The following is an 18,912-nucleotide window of genomic DNA, read 5'->3' on the forward strand; positions in this document are numbered from 1 at the left end:
TTTATAGAGACAAGTCCTGCAGTCGCTCCGATAAGTCTCCGGTAGCCAACTGCTCTGCGTCGATATCTTCCTTGACCTGTTGATGCCAGGTTGTTTCATCCCACAGCTCAAACTTGTTGAACTGTCCAACCAGCATCACTTCTTTTGTCAGCCCGGCATGTTGCCGCAGTACTGGCGCGATTAACAATCGACCTGCGCCATCCATCTGACATTCGCTGGCATGACCTAACAGTAGGCGCTGCACACGGCGCTCAACCGGGTTCATGCTCGACAGACGCGATAATTTTTGCTCGATAATTTCCCATTCAGGCAGGGGGTAAAGCAGCAGGCACGGGTGATGAATGTCAATGGTGCAAACCATTTGACCGGCAGCGTTCTCAAGCAGCTGTTCCCGGTAACGGGTAGGCACTGATAAGCGCCCTTTGCTGTCGAGATTGACTAACGTTGCTCCCCGGAACATGCCAGCCTCACCCCTTATTCCCACTTTGCCCCACAATTTCCCACTGAAAGGAGTTTACGGAGCGGAGGAAAAGCTTGTCAAGCCAGTCACAAGGCATACCGAGGTAAAAAACCCGATGTTTACGGCTAATATCAGCGTTGTTTATTTTACGTCCAACGTGCGCAGCAAATTAACGTTATGAATAGCTGTAAGAAAAAATCCCTCATCGTCATCACCGTTTTAAAATGACTCACTATTTTCCACAGCAAATATAAAGTGTCAGTTTGCGACGCGAGCGGCATTTTAGGACATATCTTCCCCGGTTAACAGTCCCTGTTGCGTCTGTGTGGCGCTTGATGCCAGCGGGTTTGCGCAAAAGCAAAGAAAAGTGCTTGTTAAATCGGCAATTCATCTCTGCATGTAACAAAATAATGCAAAAACGCGCTGTCGATATCACTTAATTATTGTGAATTTCAGCTGGTGAGTTAATTAACGGGCGGGTTTAAAAGAACTTATCAATAATAGTCAGGAATAGTCTTATTTACTTTAAGGATATTGATGTCCATTCCCGTACTCTACGCGCCAGAGGGAAATTCACCTGGCGCGTATTTTTGTTCGCGGCTTAGCTACGGCTGAGCACACCGCGGCGATAGAGATTACGTTTAATGCGCGTTAAACCAGGTTTTGGCTTACGCGGTTCGTCCAGGCTTGCCAGGACAATCTCCAGCACACGCTCTGCGACATCGCGGTGACGTTGAGCCACTGCCAGCACCGGGCACTGTAAGAAGTCGAGCAGTTCGTTATCGCCAAAGGTGGCAATTGCCAGGTCAGAAGGCAGTTTACCATCGCGACGTAGCGTGACATCCATCACCCCTTGCAACAACGCAAACGACGTTGTGAACAGCGCCTGCGGCATCGGATGCGTTTCCAGCCATTTTTCGAATAACTGGGCAGCCGCCTCCCGCTCATAGCTGTTGGCATACAGGAAATGCACTTCGCGCGGATCATCTTTCCAGGCAGTACGGAAACCTTGTTCACGCAGGAAGCTGACAGAAAGCTCCGGCAGCGCGCCAAGATAAAGCACCGTCTCGGCGGGAAACTTACGTAACTCTTCCGCCAGCATTTCGGCATCATCCTGATCGGCACCAACCACGCTGGTGAAGTGTTCACGATCGAGGGCGCGGTCCAGCGCGACAATCGGGAACGGGTCGTTAGCCCAGCGTTGATAAAAAGGATGCTCAGGAGGCAACGACGTCGAAACAATAATGGCATCGACCTGACGCTGTAAAAGGTGCTCAATACAGCGCATTTCGTTGTCTGGCTGATCTTCTGAGCAGGCAATTAGCAGTTGATAACCCCGTTGCCGCGCCTGGCGTTCAAGATAGTTAGCGATGCGGGTATAGCTGGTGTTCTCCAGATCGGGGATCACAAGACCAATAGAACGTGTGCGTCCAGCACGAAGCCCAGCTGCCACGGCGTTCGGGTGGTAATTGTGCTCACGCACCACAGCCATGACTTTTTCAACGGTTTTGTCGCTCACACGGTATTGCTTCGCTTTGCCGTTAATAACATAGCTTGCAGTGGTCCGCGACACTCCCGCCAGCCGAGCGATTTCATCCAGTTTCACAATTGCCCCTTGCGTAAAATGTAAAAACCATAGCCATTGTACTGGTATGGGTTAAATTCATTAACATCTAAGCGCAGAAAATTAACTGCGGCAACTGCTTTTATTCCAGGTTCCCACTGATTTCGCAAAAAAAGCCCAACGTGACATGTTGGGCTGCAAATTGCGCACTGAGATCATTCTCAACGCATTATTTTATCGCCGCGCGAAAGTCCGACCACACCAGAGCGAGCAACTTCCACAATTTTCGCCACATCGCGAATCGATGCTAAAAATGCATCAAGCTTATCGCTGGTGCCTGCTAATTGAACGGTATAAAGCGAGGGGGTGACATCGATAATTTGCCCACGGAATATTTCCGTATTACGTTTCACTTCGTCACGCCCGTAACCGCTGGCCTGAATTTTCACCAGCATGATTTCCCGCTCAACATGCGCGCCCTGCCCCAACTCACTCACGCGCAAGACATCGACCAGCTTGTGTAATTGCTTTTCGATCTGCTCAAGCACTTTTTCATCGCCCACGGTCTGGATGGTCATACGCGATAATGTCGGATCGTCGGTTGGCGCAACGGTCAGGCTTTCAATGTTGTAGCCACGCTGGGAAAAAAGGCCAATCACGCGGGATAACGCGCCTGATTCATTTTCGAGTAAGACTGATAATATCCGGCGCATAATCAGGTTCTCTCCGTTTTGCTTAACCACATTTCATCCATTCCGCCCCCGCGAATCTGCATCGGGTAGACGTGCTCACTGCCATCGACGGTAACATCAACAAACACCAGGCGATTATTGCGCACCTGTTCCAGCGCCTCGCTAAGTTTGCTTTCCAGCTCATGCGGATGAGAGATCTGGATCCCGACGTGACCATAGGCTTCCGCCAGACGGACGAAATCGGGTAGTGATTGCATATAAGATTGTGAATGACGGCCGGAATAGATCATGTCCTGCCACTGTTTCACCATCCCCAGATAGCGGTTATTGAGATTCACCACCAGTACCGGCAACTCGTATTGCAACGCGGTAGACAGTTCCTGGATGTTCATCTGAATACTGCCGTCGCCAGTGACGCAAACCACGGTTTCTTCTGGCAACGCCATTTTGACGCCCAGTGCCGCAGGTAAACCAAAACCCATCGTGCCGAGGCCACCGGAATTGATCCAGCGACGCGGTTTGTCGAATGGATAATAAAGTGCAGCAAACATCTGGTGCTGCCCGACATCGGACGTCACGTAAGCGTCTCCCTTCGTCAACCGCCAAAGAGTCTCGATCACCGCCTGCGGTTTAATCTTTTCACTGTGAGTGTCATATTTCAGGCACTGACGAGCGCGCCACTGTTCAATTTGCTGCCACCAGTCGCGGATCTCATCCAGTGGTTGATGGGCGGATTCTTGCGACAAGAGTTCAAGCATTTGTTCGAGGACCTGGCGAGCATCCCCCACAATCGGGATATCCGCAGTCACGGTTTTAGAAATGGAAGTAGGATCAATATCGATATGCAGAACAGTGGCATTTGGGCAGTACTTTGCCAGATTGTTCGTCGTTCGGTCATCAAATCGTACCCCGACGGCGAAAATCACATCCGCGTTATGCATCGTCATATTGGCTTCGTAGGTACCGTGCATTCCCAGCATGCCCAGTGCCTGACGATGCGTTGCCGGAAACGCCCCCAGCCCCATCAATGAGGAAACAACGGGCAGATTCAACGCCTCCACCGTTTCTTTCAACTGCTGATGGCAGCCCGCCATGATTGCCCCACCGCCTACGTAGACAACCGGTTTTTTTGCCGCTACCAGCGTTTGCAGAGCGCGCTTAATTTGCCCTTTATGTCCGGTAGTAGTGGGATTGTAAGAACGCATACTGACCGACTCAGGCCAGACATAGGGTAATTTGTTCGCCGGATTAAGAATATCTTTCGGTAAATCAACGACCACTGGTCCTGGGCGACCACTTGCCGCCAGCCAGAAAGCCTTTTTCAGCACCTGCGGAATGTCTTCCGTTTGCTTAACCAGAAAACTGTGTTTAACCACCGGTCGCGAAATCCCCACCATGTCGCACTCCTGAAAGGCATCGTAACCTATCAACGAGGTCGCTACCTGCCCGGAAAGGACAACTAATGGAATGGAATCCATATAAGCGGTGGCGATGCCGGTAATCGCATTGGTCGCCCCTGGACCCGACGTTACCAGCACGACGCCGACTTCCCCGGTCGCGCGCGCCAGACCATCGGCCATATGCACTGCCGCCTGCTCATGACGAACTAAAACATGATCGATACCACCCACGGTATGCAATGCATCGTAAATATCAAGGACTGCGCCTCCGGGATAACCGAATACTTGTTTAACGCCCTGATCGATAAGCGATCGGACGACCATCTCGGCTCCAGACAACATCTCCATGGCCTGCCTCACTGTTTGACGGAAAAAATGTGTAAAACACATTAACCGTCCGATCTTGCTTAAGCAATTGGCAGCCAGAGACATAAACGCAGGGTAATAAGAATAAACAGGAGGAAAGGTGAAAAGAAACGATAAAATCCTCCATTACGAAGGATTAAATTGATAATAAATCGGCTGAATCCCACAACTTACAGCAATTTCTCTATTTTTTTAATTAATCCTAAAACAGAGAGCCCACACATTCAGAATAAAATTCTACATTCAATAAAAAATACAGAATAAACCAGACATTCATGCCTGACCTATTCTGCATTCAGTTAGCGTTTGCAAATTGAGACTAATTGCTCTTCCATCCACTGATGGCCTTTATCGCGCCCGGCAGCTTCATGCCAGGAGAGATAACAGGTTCTGCTATTTTGTTTTAACGGCAGCGGTAATACCTGTAATTCTAAGGATTCAGCGAACTCTTCAGCCAGCCAACGCGGCGCAATAGCGACCAAATGCGTTTGCGACACCACGCTAAGTACGCTCATCATTGCCATGCCCTGATACGCGATACTGGCTTGCTTATCTACCGTGTCATACCAAGGTTGACTAAATGACGCGAAACGATCGAGCGAAACCGCCGCATGTTGTTCGTTATAAACATCATGTTTCAGTAACGGGCCCTTAATTGTTGGATGATTTTTGCTGGCTACCAGCACCATTTCATCTTTAAATAATGGCACGCTGGTAAATTCAGGACGATGGAAGTCTTCATAACTAATCACAAACTCCGTTTCCTGATAACGCAGCTGATGTTCAGTGTTCTGATTTAATGAAGACTTGAACATAACATGTATATTTGGCGCAATCTGCTCAATGTGATTATAAATCTGCGAGGTCAGAATGCTGTCTAACGGGCTGCAAACACAAAGATGAAATACACGTTCACTGCTCGCGGGTTCAAAACCTGAACCAGGCAATTCATTTTGTACTAGTTGCAATGCCTGACGAACTGAGCCAAAAAGTTGAAATGCGCGAGCAGTCGGTTGAATACCACGGCCATAACGAACAAAAAGCTCGTCATTAAACATCACCTTCAGGCGTGCAACAGCGTTACTGACCGCAGGTTGCGACATACCCAGAACATGAGCGGCACGGGTAATGTTTTGCTCCTGCATCACGGCATCGAAAACGGTTAATAAGTTGAGATCGACCATGCGTAGCTGTGGCTTGCTTAACTCCGCCGTCTCTGAATGATCTGTTTGTACCTCTGGCATACTTAACTCCACTGTCACACTTAACTCCCTTTCCCTTATTGGAATGCAGAGAAATAATCCTGAAGAATATGATTTATCATGCATATAAAATAAGAAAAAGCAAAATGAGTAAAATTCGGAAAACATAAAGATACGGGTTCTGATAAAAACAGAATCCATTGCCGTGGAATGAGTCATTTACCACAGCATAATAATCCATAATGTTTTTGTTGCGAAAACAATCTAATCATAACTACCGCGAATACTCAATCATCTACAAAATGGATTAAATGTGCTTATTTAATAATTAATTTATATATTTAATGCATTAATTCTTAACATTAATTGATCAATAATATTCACCAAATCAATATCAAAAAAAATCGCAAAACATATAATTCAATACAAATCATCAGGATAGGTTTTGCAACGCGTGCATTTTGTCCCCTTTTTCCTCGTTGATTAGATGCAAAAATTTATGCTGAAATATGTCAACCGATGAAAAGCGTCGGTAGTTAAGCAGAAATTAATATCGCTTACTTTAACCACCGCAGCACAATTAGCTAATTTTACGGGTGCAGAACTCACGCTGGCGGGACGTTTTTATTGCGTCAGGGTTGACATCCGTTTTTGTATCCAGTAACTCTAAAAGCATATCGCATTCATCTGGAGCTGATTTAATGACTCACATCGTTCGCTTTATCGGTCTACTACTACTAAACGCATCTTCTTTGCGCGGTAGACGAGTGAGCGGCATCCAGCATTAAGCCAGCACGCAGTCAAACAAAAAACCCGCGCCATTGCGCGGGTTTTTTTATGCCCGAAGCGAGGCGCTCTAAAAGAGACAAGGACCCAAACCATGAGCCAGCAAGTCATTATTTTCGATACCACATTGCGCGACGGTGAACAGGCGTTACAGGCAAGCTTGAGTGTGAAAGAAAAACTGCAAATTGCGCTGGCCCTTGAGCGTATGGGTGTTGACGTGATGGAAGTCGGTTTCCCCGTCTCTTCGCCGGGCGATTTTGAATCGGTGCAAACCATCGCCCGCCAGGTTAAAAACAGCCGCGTATGTGCGTTAGCTCGCTGCGTGGAGAAAGATATCGACGTGGCGGCCGAATCCCTGAAAGTCGCCGAAGCCTTCCGTATTCATACCTTTATTGCCACTTCGCCAATGCACATCGCCACCAAGCTGCGCAGCACGCTGGATGAAGTGATCGAACGCGCTATCTATATGGTGAAACGCGCCCGTAATTACACCGATGATGTTGAATTTTCTTGCGAAGATGCCGGGCGTACACCCATTGCCGATCTGGCGCGAATGGTCGAAGCGGCGATTAATGCCGGTGCCACCACCATCAACATTCCGGACACCGTGGGCTACACCATGCCGTTTGAGTTCGCCGGAATCATCAGCGGCCTGTATGAACGCGTACCTAACATCGACAAAGCCATTATTTCCGTACATACCCACGACGATTTAGGCCTGGCGGTCGGCAACTCACTGGCGGCGGTACATGCCGGTGCACGCCAGGTGGAAGGTGCAATGAACGGGATCGGCGAGCGTGCCGGTAACTGTTCGCTGGAAGAAGTCATCATGGCGATTAAAGTTCGTAAGGATATTCTCAACGTCCACACCGCCATTAATCACCAGGAGATATGGCGCACCAGCCAGTTAGTTAGCCAGATTTGTAATATGCCGATCCCGGCAAACAAAGCCATTGTTGGCAGCGGCGCATTCGCACACTCCTCCGGTATCCACCAGGATGGCGTGCTGAAAAACCGCGAAAACTACGAAATCATGACACCAGAATCTATTGGTCTGAACCAAATCCAGCTGAATCTGACCTCTCGTTCGGGGCGTGCGGCGGTGAAACATCGCATGGATGAGATGGGGTATAAAGAAAGTGAATATAATTTAGACAATTTGTACGACGCTTTCCTGAAGCTGGCGGACAAAAAAGGTCAGGTGTTTGATTACGATCTGGAGGCGCTGGCCTTCATCGGTAAGCAGCAAGAAGAGCCGGAGCATTTCCGTCTGGATTACTTCAGCGTGCAGTCTGGCTCTAACGATATCGCCACCGCCGCCGTCAAACTGGCCTGCGGCGAAGAAGTCAAAGCAGAAGCCGCCAACGGTAACGGTCCGGTCGATGCCGTCTATCAGGCGATAAACCGCATCACTGACTATAACGTCGAACTGGTGAAATACAGCCTGACTGCTAAAGGTCACGGTAAAGATGCTCTGGGTCAGGTGGATATTGTCGCCAACTACAACGGTCGCCGCTTCCACGGCGTCGGCCTGGCCACCGATATTGTCGAGTCCTCCGCCAAAGCCATGGTGCACGTACTGAACAATATCTGGCGCGCCGCAGAAGTCGAAAAAGAGTTGCAACGCAAAGCTCAACACAACGAAAACAACAAGGAAACCGTGTGATGTCGAAGAATTACCATATTGCCGTATTGCCGGGGGACGGTATTGGTCCGGAAGTGATGACCCAGGCGCTGAAAGTGCTGGATGCCGTGCGCAACCGCTTTGCGATGCGCATCACCACCAGCCATTACGATGTAGGCGGCGCAGCCATTGATAACCACGGGCAACCACTGCCGCCTGCAACGGTTGAAGGTTGTGAGCAAGCCGATGCCGTGCTGTTTGGCTCGGTAGGCGGTCCGAAATGGGAACATTTACCACCAGACCAGCAACCAGAACGCGGCGCGCTGTTGCCTTTGCGTAAGCACTTCAAATTATTCAGCAACCTGCGCCCGGCAAAACTGTATCAGGGGCTGGAAGCATTCTGTCCGCTGCGTGCAGACATTGCCGCTAACGGCTTCGACATCCTGTGCGTGCGCGAACTGACCGGCGGCATCTATTTCGGTCAGCCAAAAGGCCGCGAAGGTAGCGGACAATATGAAAAAGCGTTTGATACCGAGGTGTATCACCGTTTTGAGATCGAGCGTATTGCCCGCATCGCGTTTGAATCTGCTCGTAAACGTCGCCACAAAGTCACCTCAATCGACAAAGCTAACGTGCTGCAATCCTCTATTTTATGGCGTGAAATCGTCAACGAGATCGCCACGGAATACCCGGATGTCGAACTGGCGCATATGTACATCGACAACGCCACCATGCAGCTGATTAAAGATCCATCACAGTTTGACGTTCTGCTGTGCTCCAACCTGTTTGGCGACATTCTGTCTGACGAGTGCGCAATGATCACTGGCTCGATGGGGATGTTGCCTTCCGCCAGCCTGAACGAGCAAGGTTTTGGTCTGTATGAACCGGCAGGCGGCTCAGCACCAGATATCGCAGGCAAAAACATCGCCAACCCGATTGCGCAAATTCTGTCGCTGGCACTGCTGCTGCGCTACAGCCTGGATGCCGATGATGCGGCTTGCGCCATTGAACGCGCCATTAACCGCGCATTAGAAGAAGGCATTCGCACCGGGGATTTAGCCCGTGGCGCTGCCGCCGTTAGTACCGATGAAATGGGCGATATCATTGCCCGCTATGTGGCAGAAGGGGTGTAATCATGGCTAAAACGTTATACGAAAAATTATTCGACGCTCACGTAGTGTACGAAGCCGAAAACGAAACCCCGCTGTTATATATCGACCGCCACCTGGTGCATGAAGTGACCTCACCGCAGGCGTTTGATGGTCTGCGCGCCCACGGTCGCCCGGTACGTCAGCCGGGCAAAACCTTCGCCACTATGGATCACAACGTCTCTACCCAGACCAAAGACATTAATGCCTGTGGTGAAATGGCGCGCATCCAGATGCAGGAGCTGATTAAAAACTGCAAAGAATTTGGCGTCGAGCTGTATGACCTGAATCACCCGTATCAGGGGATCGTCCACGTAATGGGGCCGGAACAGGGCGTCACCTTGCCGGGGATGACCATTGTCTGCGGCGACTCGCATACCGCCACCCACGGCGCGTTTGGCGCACTGGCCTTTGGTATCGGCACTTCCGAAGTTGAACACGTACTGGCAACACAAACCCTGAAACAGGGCCGTGCGAAGACCATGAAAATTGAAGTCCAGGGCAAAGCCGCGCCGGGTATTACAGCAAAAGATATCGTGCTGGCAATTATCGGTAAAACTGGCAGCGCAGGCGGCACCGGGCATGTGGTGGAGTTTTGCGGCGAAGCAATTCGTGATTTAAGCATGGAAGGTCGTATGACCCTGTGCAATATGGCAATCGAAATGGGCGCAAAAGCCGGTCTGGTTGCACCGGACGAAACCACCTTTAACTATGTCAAAGGCCGTTTGCATGCGCCGAAAGGCAAAGATTTCGACGACGCCGTTGCCTACTGGAAAACCCTGCAAACCGACGAAGGCGCAACTTTCGATACCGTTGTCACTCTGCAAGCAGAAGAAATTTCACCGCAGGTCACCTGGGGCACCAATCCAGGCCAGGTGATTTCCGTGAACGACAATATTCCCGATCCGGCTTCGTTTGCCGATCCGGTTGAACGCGCGTCGGCAGAAAAAGCGCTGGCCTATATGGGGCTGAAACCGGGCATTCCGCTGACCGAAGTGGCTATCGACAAAGTGTTTATCGGTTCCTGTACCAACTCGCGCATTGAAGATTTACGCGCGGCAGCGGAGATCGCCAAAGGGCGAAAAGTCGCGCCAGGCGTGCAGGCACTGGTGGTTCCCGGCTCTGGCCCGGTAAAAGCCCAGGCGGAAGCGGAAGGTCTGGATAAAATCTTTATTGAAGCCGGTTTTGAATGGCGCTTGCCTGGCTGCTCAATGTGTCTGGCGATGAACAACGACCGTCTGAATCCGGGCGAACGTTGTGCATCCACCAGCAACCGTAACTTTGAAGGCCGCCAGGGGCGCGGCGGGCGCACGCATCTGGTCAGCCCGGCAATGGCTGCCGCTGCTGCTGTGACCGGACATTTCGCCGACATTCGCAACATTAAATAAGGAGCACACCATGGCAGAGAAATTTATCAAACACACAGGCCTGGTGGTTCCGCTGGATGCCGCCAATGTCGATACCGATGCAATCATCCCGAAACAGTTTTTGCAGAAAGTGACCCGTACGGGTTTTGGCGCGCATCTGTTTAACGACTGGCGTTTTCTCGATGAAAAAGGCCAACAGCCAAACCCGGACTTCGTGCTGAACTTCCCGCAGTATCAGGGCGCTTCCATTTTGCTGGCACGAGAAAACTTCGGCTGTGGCTCCTCGCGTGAGCACGCGCCCTGGGCATTGACCGACTACGGTTTTAAAGTGGTGATTGCGCCGAGTTTTGCTGACATCTTCTACGGCAATAGCTTTAACAACCAGCTGCTGCCGGTGAAATTAAGCGATGCAGAAGTGGACGAACTGTTTGCGCTGGTGAAAGCCAATCCGGGGATCCATTTCGACGTGGATCTGGAAGCGCAAGAGGTGAAAGCGGGAGAGAAAACCTATCGCTTTACCATCGATGCCTTCCGCCGCCACTGCATGATGAACGGTCTGGACAGTATTGGGCTTACCTTGCAGCACGACGACGCCATTGCCGCTTATGAAGCAAAACAACCTGCGTTTATGAATTAATCCCCTTGCCCGGTCAAATGACCGGGCTTTCCGCTATCGTCCACGTCATCAAACGTCTTTAACCTTTGCGGTTAAAAATAATGCGACAACAGAAATAACCGCAATTACCCAGTAGACAGCAAAGTGCCCCCAACTTTGTGCAATTGCTCCCTGAATAACGCCAGCCAGAATTACCCCGGTAGAAATACTGTTAGTAAATAAGGTGGTAGCTGCCCCCGCTCTTCCAGGCATTAAATCCTGAAACCATAGCATCCCAATACCCGCAACAATGCCGATAAATACAGCGTTAAAAAGTTGCAGCGTCATCAACGCCATACGGCTATGAAAGAAAATCAATCCGGTGTAAAACAGTACTCCTGCCGCCACTGCTATGACCATCATTCGCCGCTTACCATAACGTTTGACATAGTAGCCAGCCAGAATCATTGCTGGTATTTCCAGTCCAGCTGCCGTCCCCATCAGGAAACCCGCCAGTTTGTCTGGCAATCCTAACTCGCTACTGATCCACAACGGCATATCAATAATGTACATGGTGTTGCAGGTCCACATTAACGTCGAGGCGACAAATAACATCCGTACGTTACTATCCTGCCAGCCACCTTGCATTGATAAAGCATTTTCCGACGGCAGTTCTACCCGCGCCACAGACGGAAGCATAAATGCAATCAATACCAGACTGAGTGTGAATATCCCGGCGGCAATCGAAAACATCACCGTAAAGCCGTAATTCAACGCCAGCATAAAGGCCAACGGTGGACCGATAACCCATGCCAGAGAAAGCTGCGCACGCATCACCGAGCTAAACATCACCACTTCTCGCGCCGAGTTATCCGCATATTCCCGCGCCAGAGCAAATAACTGTGGCATTGCCGTATTGGCCAGAGATGCCAGAAGCACACCACAGGTGATAAGCGTCAGATAATGACGATTAAATGCAAACAATAGCGCATTGCCGATAGCCATCAAACAGCAAAATATAATCAGTTTTCGCCGATCGCCCTGACTGTCAGAACGTTTTGCCAACCAGAGGCTTACGCCGATCCCAGCAATAGCATTCACCGTATAAAAGAGTCCGATCCAGAAAGGTTGCGCGCCAACCTCACGACTCAGAAATAAGCTCAATGTAGGAGCCTGTAGCGCCCCGGCCACCCCCATCATAAAAGCGACCAGCATAAATGCCGCGTAAACACCGTTCATACGGCGAGCCATCGTCATTATCCAGATCATACGTTCCCTTTTTAGCGCGGCGAGAATAAAAAAAACCAGCAGGTATAATCTGCTGGCGGGTGATTTTACACCAATACTCAGTCACACATGATGCAGGCAAGTCAACTTTCAGAATTGCGGTCATCCCACTGCATCAGTCCTTCAAGCATGGTTAATCGTTGTGGGACGCTTAACCAACGCAACCAGCACAACTTCGCTGTCGCGGTAAAATAGTGCTGATAAAACTGACGCATGGGGCACCTCCTTGCTTCATCGTTAGGAATTATTGACTTAATATAGGGAAAATAAAATTGCTGTCTTTTGCGCAGGAGTTCCCCTTTTATGCCATCTGCTCGTCTGCAACAACAGTTCATCCGCCTGTGGCAATGCTGCGAGGGTAAATCGCAGGACACAACGCTCAACGAACTGGCAGCGTTATTGAGCTGCTCGCGTCGTCATATGCGCACCCTGCTCAACACCATGCAGGATCGCGGCTGGCTGACGTGGGAAGCGGAAGTCGGGCGCGGTAAACGCTCGCGTCTGACATTCCTCTATACCGGGCTGGCGCTTCAGCAACAGCGGGCGGAAGACCTGCTGGAGCAGGATCGTATCGACCAACTAGTGCAGTTGGTTGGCGACAAAGCGACTGTGCGGCAAATGCTGGTTTCTCATCTGGGCCGCAGCTTCCGCCAGGGGCGGCACATCCTGCGCGTGCTCTACTATCGTCCGTTGCGTAATCTGCTACCTGGCAGCGCATTGCGCCGTTCCGAAACCCATATTGCCCGGCAAATCTTCAGTTCCCTAACGCGCATAAATGAGGAAAATGGGGAACTGGAAGCAGACATCGCCCACCACTGGCAGCAAATATCACCGCTTCACTGGCGTTTCTTTTTGCGTCCAGGAGTCCATTTTCATCATGGTCGTGAACTGGAAATGGACGACGTGATCGCCTCTTTAAAACGAATCAATACGCTGCCGCTCTATTCGCATATTGCGGACATTGTGTCGCCGACGCCCTGGACGCTGGATATCCATCTCACGCAGCCGGACCGCTGGTTGCCGTTACTGCTGGGGCAAGTTCCGGCGATGATCCTGCCGTGCGAATGGGAAACCCTCAGTAACTTTGCCAGCCACCCTATCGGCACCGGTCCGTATGCAGTAATGCGTAACAGCACCAACCAACTGAAAATTCAGGCATTCGACGATTTCTTCGGTTATCGGGCATTAATCGACGAAGTTAACGTCTGGGTCTTGCCGGAAATTGCCGATGAACCCGCTGGAGGGCTGATGCTGAAAGGCCCACAGGGCGAGGAAAAAGAGATTGAAAGCCGACTGGAGGAAGGTTGTTACTATTTACTGTTCGATAGCCGCACCCATCGCGGGGCGAATCAGCAAGTCAGGGACTGGGTAAGCTATGTGCTTTCTCCAACTAATCTGGTCTATTTCGCTGAGGAACAGTACCAGCAACTGTGGTTCCCGGCTTATGGACTGCTCCCCCGTTGGCATCATGCCCGCACCATAAAGAGCGAAAAACCGGCTGGTCTGGAAAGCCTCACCCTGACCTTTTATCAGGATCACAGTGAGCATCGGGTGATTGCCGGGATCATGCAGCAGATTCTGGCAAGCCACCAGGTCACACTGGAAATCAAAGAGATCAGCTACGATCAGTGGCATGAAGGAGAGATCGAGAGCGATATCTGGCTTAACAGCGCCAACTTTACGCTACCGCTGGATTTTTCGCTGTTCGCGCACTTGTGCGAGGTGCCGCTGCTCCAACACTGTATTCCGATCGACTGGCAAGCCGACGCCGCCCGCTGGCGCAATGGCGAGATGAATCTGGCGAACTGGTGCCAGCAACTGGTCGCCAGTAAAGCAATGGTGCCACTTATCCACCACTGGCTGATCATTCAGGGGCAACGCAGTATGCGCGGCCTACGCATGAACACCCTCGGCTGGTTCGATTTTAAATCAGCGTGGTTTGCGCCGCCGGATCCAGAGTAGCTTGCGCCTTTTGGCGGTCATGAGCGCGTTTTTTATATTCAGACGGAATGAATAAAATACATTACTTTTATATTTTCTCTGTTTTATGCATCGTCTGATTAGAGTCGCAAATAAGATTAAAGAAGGGGCATTCCAGCCCCTCTTTCATATTCTGAGTTAATCAATAACGGCGCAGTCTAGCCGTGTTCTGGCCGGAAAGGTCAGCTTTTTCAGGTTAACCTCGCGCAGGTCAGTCATACCATCTGCTATTGTTCGTTTCAGCATTGCTCAGGTCAACCTCGAGACAGTCAATACCACAAATGACAACCCCGTTAAAGTAAGCATTACTCAGATCAATGCCCCCGGTCCTGGTGCTCTTTTTCAGCTGCAACTCCAGAGTAAATATCGCCTCATCGCCAATAAAAAAACTGACGCATAACGTACCTTCTGGCGAGAGTGAGGCCTTCGCGGCCATATTTTCCGGATCTTTTGCGTATTCTTTGAGTTCATTAAATTTTATCAGCCAGTGAGTTAACTGATCACGCGCCTTCCCGTCGACAGCCCCGGTAAAGTATTTTGAGTAGTCATCACTATTCTGGAAATAAAATGCATCCTTCAGAATTTGCCTTGCCGCAGCCTGGGAATGTTTATCTGACCGGAAGAGATTGCGTAACGTCTCCCATAGCTCTTCAAAGATATTCATATTCTCGGTCTTTTGGACCAAGTTAACCATCCTGATAATCTGAGAATTAGTAAGGCCTGGATCTTTAGTGGTATTACTAGCAGGGATACTAATCTGTTCTGGGTTTCTTACTTTCATGCTGATAGCTCCACTCTGAGTAAAAAACTCAGAATAAGCGTCTTGAATAAGAATACTGTCAAAAATCGCTCATTCACGTAATAAGCCGTTGCGTTACCGATTTTGACTGTGCTAAGGGGATTCTTTCGGATCAACGCTCTCCAGCTATGCAAATACGCTCTTGATAGCTGAACGAATATTGGCTTTTTTAATACGCCTTCTCTATGGATTGCTGGTTGATAACAAAATCACTACACTAACGCCGTTCTCAACGGGGTGCCACGCGGACGCGTGCGCTGAGAAAATACCCGTCGAACCTGATCCGGATAACGCCGGCGAAGGGATTTGAGGCTCCTTCTCAAGTCCTTTGCCACTCTTTTTTGAGGTGCAAAGTGTTAAAAAAATGTCTTCCCCTGCTGTTGCTGTGCACAGCGCCCGTTTTCGCTAAACCCGTTCTGACTGTTTATACCTACGATTCCTTCGCCGCCGACTGGGGGCCTGGTCCGGTGGTTAAAAAAGCCTTTGAAGCCGACTGTAATTGCGAACTGAAACTGGTGGCGCTGGAAGATGGCGTTTCGCTTCTCAACCGTCTACGGATGGAAGGCAAAAACAGTAAAGCCGATGTGGTGCTGGGGCTGGATAACAACCTGTTAGACGCCGCCAGTAAAACCGGACTGTTTGCCAAAAGCGGTGTGGCAGCGGATGCCGTTAACGTTCCCGGCGGCTGGAATAATGACACTTTCGTACCGTTTGATTATGGCTACTTCGCCTTCGTTTATGACAAGAACAAACTGAAAAACCCGCCACAAAGCCTGAAAGAACTGGTTGAGAGCGATCAAAACTGGCGGGTGATTTATCAGGATCCGCGCACCAGTACACCGGGGCTGGGTCTGTTGCTATGGATGCAAAAAGTCTATGGCGATGACGCCCCACAAGCCTGGCAGAAACTGGCGAAGAAAACGGTCACGGTCACCAAAGGCTGGAGCGAAGCCTACGGCCTGTTTTTAAAAGGTGAAAGCGATCTGGTACTGAGTTACACCACCTCTCCGGCTTATCACATTCTCGAAGAGAAGAAAGATAACTACGCCGCCGCGAACTTCAGCGAAGGTCACTATCTGCAAGTGGAAGTCGCCGCTCGCACCGCTGCCAGCAAGCAGCCGGAGCTGGCGCAAAAATTCCTCCAGTTTATGGTTTCTCCGGCTTTCCAGAATGCGATCCCAACCGGCAACTGGATGTATCCGGTGGCAAACGTCACGCTGCCTGCCGGTTTTGAAAAATTGACCAAACCCGCAACCACGCTGGAGTTCACGCCAGCCGAAGTGGCGGCACAACGTCAGGCATGGATTAGCGAATGGCAACGCGCCGTCAGCCGTTAATTCCCGGCTGGTTAATTCCAGGTGTAAGCGCCGCCACGCTGGTGATAGCGGTTGCGCTGGCGGCGTTTCTCGCCCTGTGGTGGAACGCGCCGCAGGGTGACTGGTCGGCAGTCTGGCAGGACAGCTACCTGTGGCATGTGGTGCGCTTCTCCTTCTGGCAGGCGTTTCTCTCGGCGCTACTCTCTGTCGTACCCGCGATATTCCTCGCCCGCGCGCTCTATCGCAGGCGCTTTCCGGGTCGGCTGGCGCTGTTGCGTCTGTGCGCAATGACCTTGATCCTCCCGGTGCTGGTTGCTGTTTTCGGCATTCTTAGCGTCTATGGTCGCCAGGGCTGGCTGGCATCGCTCTGCCAATCGCTCGGTCTGGAGTGGACCTTTTCGCCCTACGGCCTGCAAGGTATTTTGCTGGCGCACGTATTTTTTAATCTACCGATGGCGAGCCGCTTATTACTCCAGGCACTGGAAAACATTCCCGGCGAACAACGTCAGCTTGCCGCCCAGCTTGGGATGCGCGGCTGGCATTTTTTCCGCTTCGTCGAATGGCCGTGGTTACGGAGACAAATCCCGCCGGTTGCTGCGCTTATCTTTATGCTCTGTTTCGCCAGCTTCGCCACCGTACTGTCGCTGGGCGGCGGTCCGCAGGCGACCACTATCGAGCTGGCAATCTATCAGGCACTGAGTTACGACTACGATCCTGCCCGCGCGGCGATGCTGGCGCTGATCCAGATGGTGTGTTGCCTTGGGCTGGTGCTGTTGAGTCAGCGACTGAGTAAGGCCATTGCGCCCGGCACCACGCTGCTGCAAGGCTGGCGCGACCCGGACGATCGTCTGCATAGCCGCATTTGCGACACGGTGTTAATTGTGCTGGCGCTGCTGCTGTTGCTTCCACCGTTACTGGCGGTGATCGTCGATGGGGTAAATCGCCAGTTGCCGGAATTGCTGGCACAACCGGTACTGTGGCAGGCGCTGTGGACCTCGTTGCGTATTGCGCTGGCGGCAGGCGTATTGTGCGTAGTGCTGACCATGATGCTGCTATGGAGCAGTCGCGAACTGCGGGCGCGGCAGAAAATGCTGGCGGGTCAGGCGCTGGAGATGAGTGGCATGTTGATCCTCGCCATGCCGGGGATTGTGCTAGCAACGGGCTTCTTTTTACTGCTCAACAGCACCATTGGCCTGCCGCAATCTGCTGACGGCATTGTGATTTTCACCAATGCGTTAATGGCGATCCCCTACGCCCTGAAAGTACTGGAAAACCCGATGCGCGATATCACCGCCCGCTACAGCATGTTGTGTCAGTCGCTGGGGATTGAAGGCTGGTCGCGCTTGAAAGTGGTGGAACTGCGCGCTCTGAAACGTCCGCTGGCACAGGCGCTGGCCTTTGCTTGTGTGCTGTCGATTGGTGATTTTGGCGTGGTGGCGTTGTTCGGTAACGATGATTTCCGTACCCTGCCGTTTTATCTCTACCAGCAAATTGGCTCCTATCGCAGCCAGGACGGCGCGGTCACCGCGTTAATTCTGCTACTACTCTGTTTTCTGCTGTTTACCGTGATTGAAAAACTACCGGGGCGAAATGTTAAAACTGACTGATATCACCTGGCTTTACCACCATTTGCCGATGCGTTTTAGCTTAACGGTGGAACGCGGCGAGCAGGTGGCGATCCTCGGGCCAAGCGGCGCGGGTAAAAGTACCCTGCTGAATTTGATTGCCGGTTTTCTGACGCCAGCCAGCGGTTCGCTGACTATCGATGGCGTTGATCACACCACGACGCCGCCGTCACGCCGTCCGGTGTCGATGCTGTTTCAGGAGAACAACCTGTTCAGCCACCTGACGGTCGCGCAGAACATCGGGCTGGGGCTAAATCCGGGATTGAAACTGAACGCGGCACAGCAGGAGAAAATGCACGCGATTTCCCGTCAGATGGGGATTGATAATTTAATGGCGCGGTTACCTGGCGAGCTTTCCGGCGGTCAGCGACAGCGAGTGGCGTTAGCGCGTTGTCTGGTACGCGAACAGCCGATTTTATTGCTCGATGAACCGTTCTCTGCGCTCGATCCGGCGTTACGTCAGGAGATGTTGACGCTGGTGAGCACGAGCTGCCAGCAGCAAAAAATGACGCTATTGATGGTGTCGCACAGCGTGGAAGATGCGGCGCGGATCGCCACGCGCTCGGTAGTAGTCGCCGACGGGCGCATCGCCTGGCAGGGTATGACCAATGAGTTGTTGAGCGGTAAGGCGAGTGCTTCGGCGCTGTTGGGAATTACAGGTTAATATGCACTGTCGGATGCGGCGTGAACGCCTTATCCGA

General features: G+C 51.3%; 19 protein-coding genes and 1 riboswitch. Of the genes, 10 read left to right on the top strand and 9 right to left on the bottom strand.

The features are described 5' to 3' along the window. Position 1: 1 nt before the first annotated feature. From mraZ to ilvI, 5 genes are all read right to left on the bottom strand, one after another. Positions 2 to 460, bottom strand: a complete 459-nt coding sequence (mraZ, locus tag ACJHW7_RS06840; RefSeq protein ID WP_001295770.1) for a division/cell wall cluster transcriptional repressor MraZ — start codon at positions 458 to 460, stop codon at positions 2 to 4. A 601-nt stretch (positions 461 to 1,061) separates the two neighbouring features. Beyond that, positions 1,062 to 2,066: a catabolite repressor/activator gene (gene cra, locus ACJHW7_RS06845; protein ID WP_000762401.1), complete on the bottom strand. Its 1,005-nt coding sequence runs from the start codon at positions 2,064 to 2,066 to the stop codon at positions 1,062 to 1,064. An 81-nt stretch (positions 2,067 to 2,147) separates the two neighbouring features. Next, complete coding sequence (locus ACJHW7_RS06850) at positions 2,148 to 2,234, bottom strand: fruR/shl operon leader peptide (protein WP_001303787.1); 87 nt, start codon at positions 2,232 to 2,234, stop codon at positions 2,148 to 2,150. Between the two features lie 11 nt (positions 2,235 to 2,245). Further along, positions 2,246 to 2,737 (bottom strand): acetolactate synthase small subunit, encoded by a 492-nt coding sequence (gene ilvN / locus ACJHW7_RS06855; protein ID WP_001252744.1) that lies wholly within the window; start codon positions 2,735 to 2,737, stop codon positions 2,246 to 2,248. 2 nt (positions 2,738 to 2,739) lie between these two features. Then, the gene (gene ilvI, locus ACJHW7_RS06860) at positions 2,740 to 4,464 is read right to left on the bottom strand and encodes an acetolactate synthase 3 large subunit (protein ID WP_000425658.1); all 1,725 of its coding nucleotides are present in this window, start codon (positions 4,462 to 4,464) and stop codon (positions 2,740 to 2,742) included. Positions 4,465 to 4,582: 118 nt separating this feature from the next. Here ilvI and ACJHW7_RS06865 point away from each other — a divergent pair, with 118 nt between their 5' ends. After that, positions 4,583 to 4,627, top strand: coding sequence for a hypothetical protein (locus tag ACJHW7_RS06865; protein WP_128566915.1), 45 nt, complete (start codon positions 4,583 to 4,585; stop codon positions 4,625 to 4,627). Positions 4,628 to 4,781: 154 nt separating this feature from the next. Here the strand turns inward: ACJHW7_RS06865 and leuO are convergent, their stop codons facing one another. Then, entirely contained in the window at positions 4,782 to 5,726 is a 945-nt protein-coding gene (leuO, locus tag ACJHW7_RS06870) for a transcriptional regulator LeuO (protein WP_001297362.1), read from the bottom strand. A 659-nt stretch (positions 5,727 to 6,385) separates the two neighbouring features. Between leuO and leuL the strand changes: the two genes are divergently transcribed. The 5 genes from leuL (at position 6,386) to leuD (ending at position 11,246) form a co-directional block, all read left to right on the top strand. Further along, positions 6,386 to 6,472 carry a leu operon leader peptide gene (gene leuL, locus ACJHW7_RS06875; protein WP_001300467.1) on the top strand — a complete coding sequence of 29 codons (87 nt, stop codon included), beginning with the start codon at positions 6,386 to 6,388 and terminating at the stop codon, positions 6,470 to 6,472. Between the two features lie 92 nt (positions 6,473 to 6,564). After that, on the top strand, positions 6,565 to 8,136 hold the full coding sequence (gene leuA / locus ACJHW7_RS06880) for a 2-isopropylmalate synthase (protein WP_040234486.1): 1,572 nt from the start codon (positions 6,565 to 6,567) through the stop codon (positions 8,134 to 8,136). Next, positions 8,136 to 9,227 (top strand): 3-isopropylmalate dehydrogenase, encoded by a 1,092-nt coding sequence (gene leuB, locus ACJHW7_RS06885; RefSeq protein WP_000042353.1) that lies wholly within the window; start codon positions 8,136 to 8,138, stop codon positions 9,225 to 9,227. The genes leuA and leuB overlap by 1 nt, the downstream gene beginning before the upstream one ends. A 2-nt stretch (positions 9,228 to 9,229) precedes the next feature. Further along, positions 9,230 to 10,630, top strand: a complete 1,401-nt coding sequence (gene leuC, locus ACJHW7_RS06890; protein ID WP_001140652.1) for a 3-isopropylmalate dehydratase large subunit — start codon at positions 9,230 to 9,232, stop codon at positions 10,628 to 10,630. 10 nt (positions 10,631 to 10,640) lie between these two features. Further along, positions 10,641 to 11,246: a 3-isopropylmalate dehydratase small subunit gene (gene leuD / locus ACJHW7_RS06895; RefSeq protein WP_000818228.1), complete on the top strand. Its 606-nt coding sequence runs from the start codon at positions 10,641 to 10,643 to the stop codon at positions 11,244 to 11,246. 48 nt (positions 11,247 to 11,294) lie between these two features. On the opposite strand, the gene setA is transcribed toward leuD, so the two are convergent. Beyond that, the gene (setA, locus tag ACJHW7_RS06900; protein ID WP_000637846.1) at positions 11,295 to 12,473 is read right to left on the bottom strand and encodes a sugar efflux transporter SetA; all 1,179 of its coding nucleotides are present in this window, start codon (positions 12,471 to 12,473) and stop codon (positions 11,295 to 11,297) included. A 101-nt stretch (positions 12,474 to 12,574) separates the two neighbouring features. Beyond that, positions 12,575 to 12,706, bottom strand: coding sequence for a glucose uptake inhibitor SgrT (gene sgrT / locus ACJHW7_RS06905; protein ID WP_001248770.1), 132 nt, complete (start codon positions 12,704 to 12,706; stop codon positions 12,575 to 12,577). Between the two features lie 88 nt (positions 12,707 to 12,794). On the opposite strand from sgrT, the gene sgrR reads away from it, so the two are divergent. Further along, a complete protein-coding gene (sgrR, locus tag ACJHW7_RS06910; RefSeq protein WP_040234484.1) occupies positions 12,795 to 14,453 on the top strand; it encodes a DNA-binding transcriptional regulator SgrR in 1,659 nt (552 codons plus the stop codon). A gap of 229 nt (positions 14,454 to 14,682) precedes the next feature. Here sgrR and espY2 read toward each other — a convergent pair whose 3' ends face one another. Next, complete coding sequence (gene espY2, locus ACJHW7_RS06915; protein WP_021556407.1) at positions 14,683 to 15,252, bottom strand: T3SS effector EspY2; 570 nt, start codon at positions 15,250 to 15,252, stop codon at positions 14,683 to 14,685. A 241-nt stretch (positions 15,253 to 15,493) separates the two neighbouring features. Beyond that, positions 15,494 to 15,593, top strand: a riboswitch (TPP riboswitch). Between the two features lie 30 nt (positions 15,594 to 15,623). Between espY2 and thiB the strand changes: the two genes are divergently transcribed. The 3 genes from thiB to thiQ are packed head-to-tail and all read left to right on the top strand — an operon-like array spanning position 15,624 to position 18,875. Further along, a complete protein-coding gene (gene thiB / locus ACJHW7_RS06920; RefSeq protein ID WP_001301364.1) occupies positions 15,624 to 16,607 on the top strand; it encodes a thiamine ABC transporter substrate binding subunit in 984 nt (327 codons plus the stop codon). After that, positions 16,583 to 18,193, top strand: coding sequence for a thiamine/thiamine pyrophosphate ABC transporter permease ThiP (gene thiP, locus ACJHW7_RS06925; RefSeq protein WP_021556406.1), 1,611 nt, complete (start codon positions 16,583 to 16,585; stop codon positions 18,191 to 18,193). Before thiB ends, thiP begins: the two co-directional genes overlap by 25 nt. Continuing rightward, positions 18,177 to 18,875, top strand: coding sequence for a thiamine ABC transporter ATP-binding protein ThiQ (gene thiQ / locus ACJHW7_RS06930; RefSeq protein WP_021556405.1), 699 nt, complete (start codon positions 18,177 to 18,179; stop codon positions 18,873 to 18,875). The genes thiP and thiQ overlap by 17 nt, the downstream gene beginning before the upstream one ends. Positions 18,876 to 18,912 lie beyond the last annotated feature (37 nt).

Origin of the sequence: Escherichia sp. WS1152, assembly GCF_046487665.1 — a bacterium.
In the GTDB taxonomy this organism is placed as follows: Bacteria; Pseudomonadota; Gammaproteobacteria; order Enterobacterales; family Enterobacteriaceae; genus Escherichia; species Escherichia coli.

Bases quoted from the DNA above. Each gene is read 5' to 3' on its own strand.
- leuD (WP_000818228.1), top strand. From the start codon at position 10,641: ATGGCAGAGAAATTTATCAAACACACAGGCCTGGTGGTTCCGCTGGAT.
- sgrR (WP_040234484.1), top strand. From the start codon at position 12,795: ATGCCATCTGCTCGTCTGCAACAACAGTTCATCCGCCTGTGGCAATGC.
- ilvI (WP_000425658.1), bottom strand. From the start codon at position 4,464: ATGGAGATGTTGTCTGGAGCCGAGATGGTCGTCCGATCGCTTATCGAT.
- setA (WP_000637846.1), bottom strand. From the start codon at position 12,473: ATGATCTGGATAATGACGATGGCTCGCCGTATGAACGGTGTTTACGCG.
- leuL (WP_001300467.1), top strand. From the start codon at position 6,386: ATGACTCACATCGTTCGCTTTATCGGTCTACTACTACTAAACGCATCT.
- espY2 (WP_021556407.1), bottom strand. From the start codon at position 15,252: ATGAAAGTAAGAAACCCAGAACAGATTAGTATCCCTGCTAGTAATACC.
- leuB (WP_000042353.1), top strand. From the start codon at position 8,136: ATGTCGAAGAATTACCATATTGCCGTATTGCCGGGGGACGGTATTGGT.
- thiP (WP_021556406.1), top strand. From the start codon at position 16,583: ATGGCAACGCGCCGTCAGCCGTTAATTCCCGGCTGGTTAATTCCAGGT.
- leuO (WP_001297362.1), bottom strand. From the start codon at position 5,726: ATGCCAGAGGTACAAACAGATCATTCAGAGACGGCGGAGTTAAGCAAG.
- mraZ (WP_001295770.1), bottom strand. From the start codon at position 460: ATGTTCCGGGGAGCAACGTTAGTCAATCTCGACAGCAAAGGGCGCTTA.
- sgrT (WP_001248770.1), bottom strand. From the start codon at position 12,706: ATGCGTCAGTTTTATCAGCACTATTTTACCGCGACAGCGAAGTTGTGC.
- leuC (WP_001140652.1), top strand. From the start codon at position 9,230: ATGGCTAAAACGTTATACGAAAAATTATTCGACGCTCACGTAGTGTAC.
- thiQ (WP_021556405.1), top strand. From the start codon at position 18,177: ATGTTAAAACTGACTGATATCACCTGGCTTTACCACCATTTGCCGATG.
- ilvN (WP_001252744.1), bottom strand. From the start codon at position 2,737: ATGCGCCGGATATTATCAGTCTTACTCGAAAATGAATCAGGCGCGTTA.
- leuA (WP_040234486.1), top strand. From the start codon at position 6,565: ATGAGCCAGCAAGTCATTATTTTCGATACCACATTGCGCGACGGTGAA.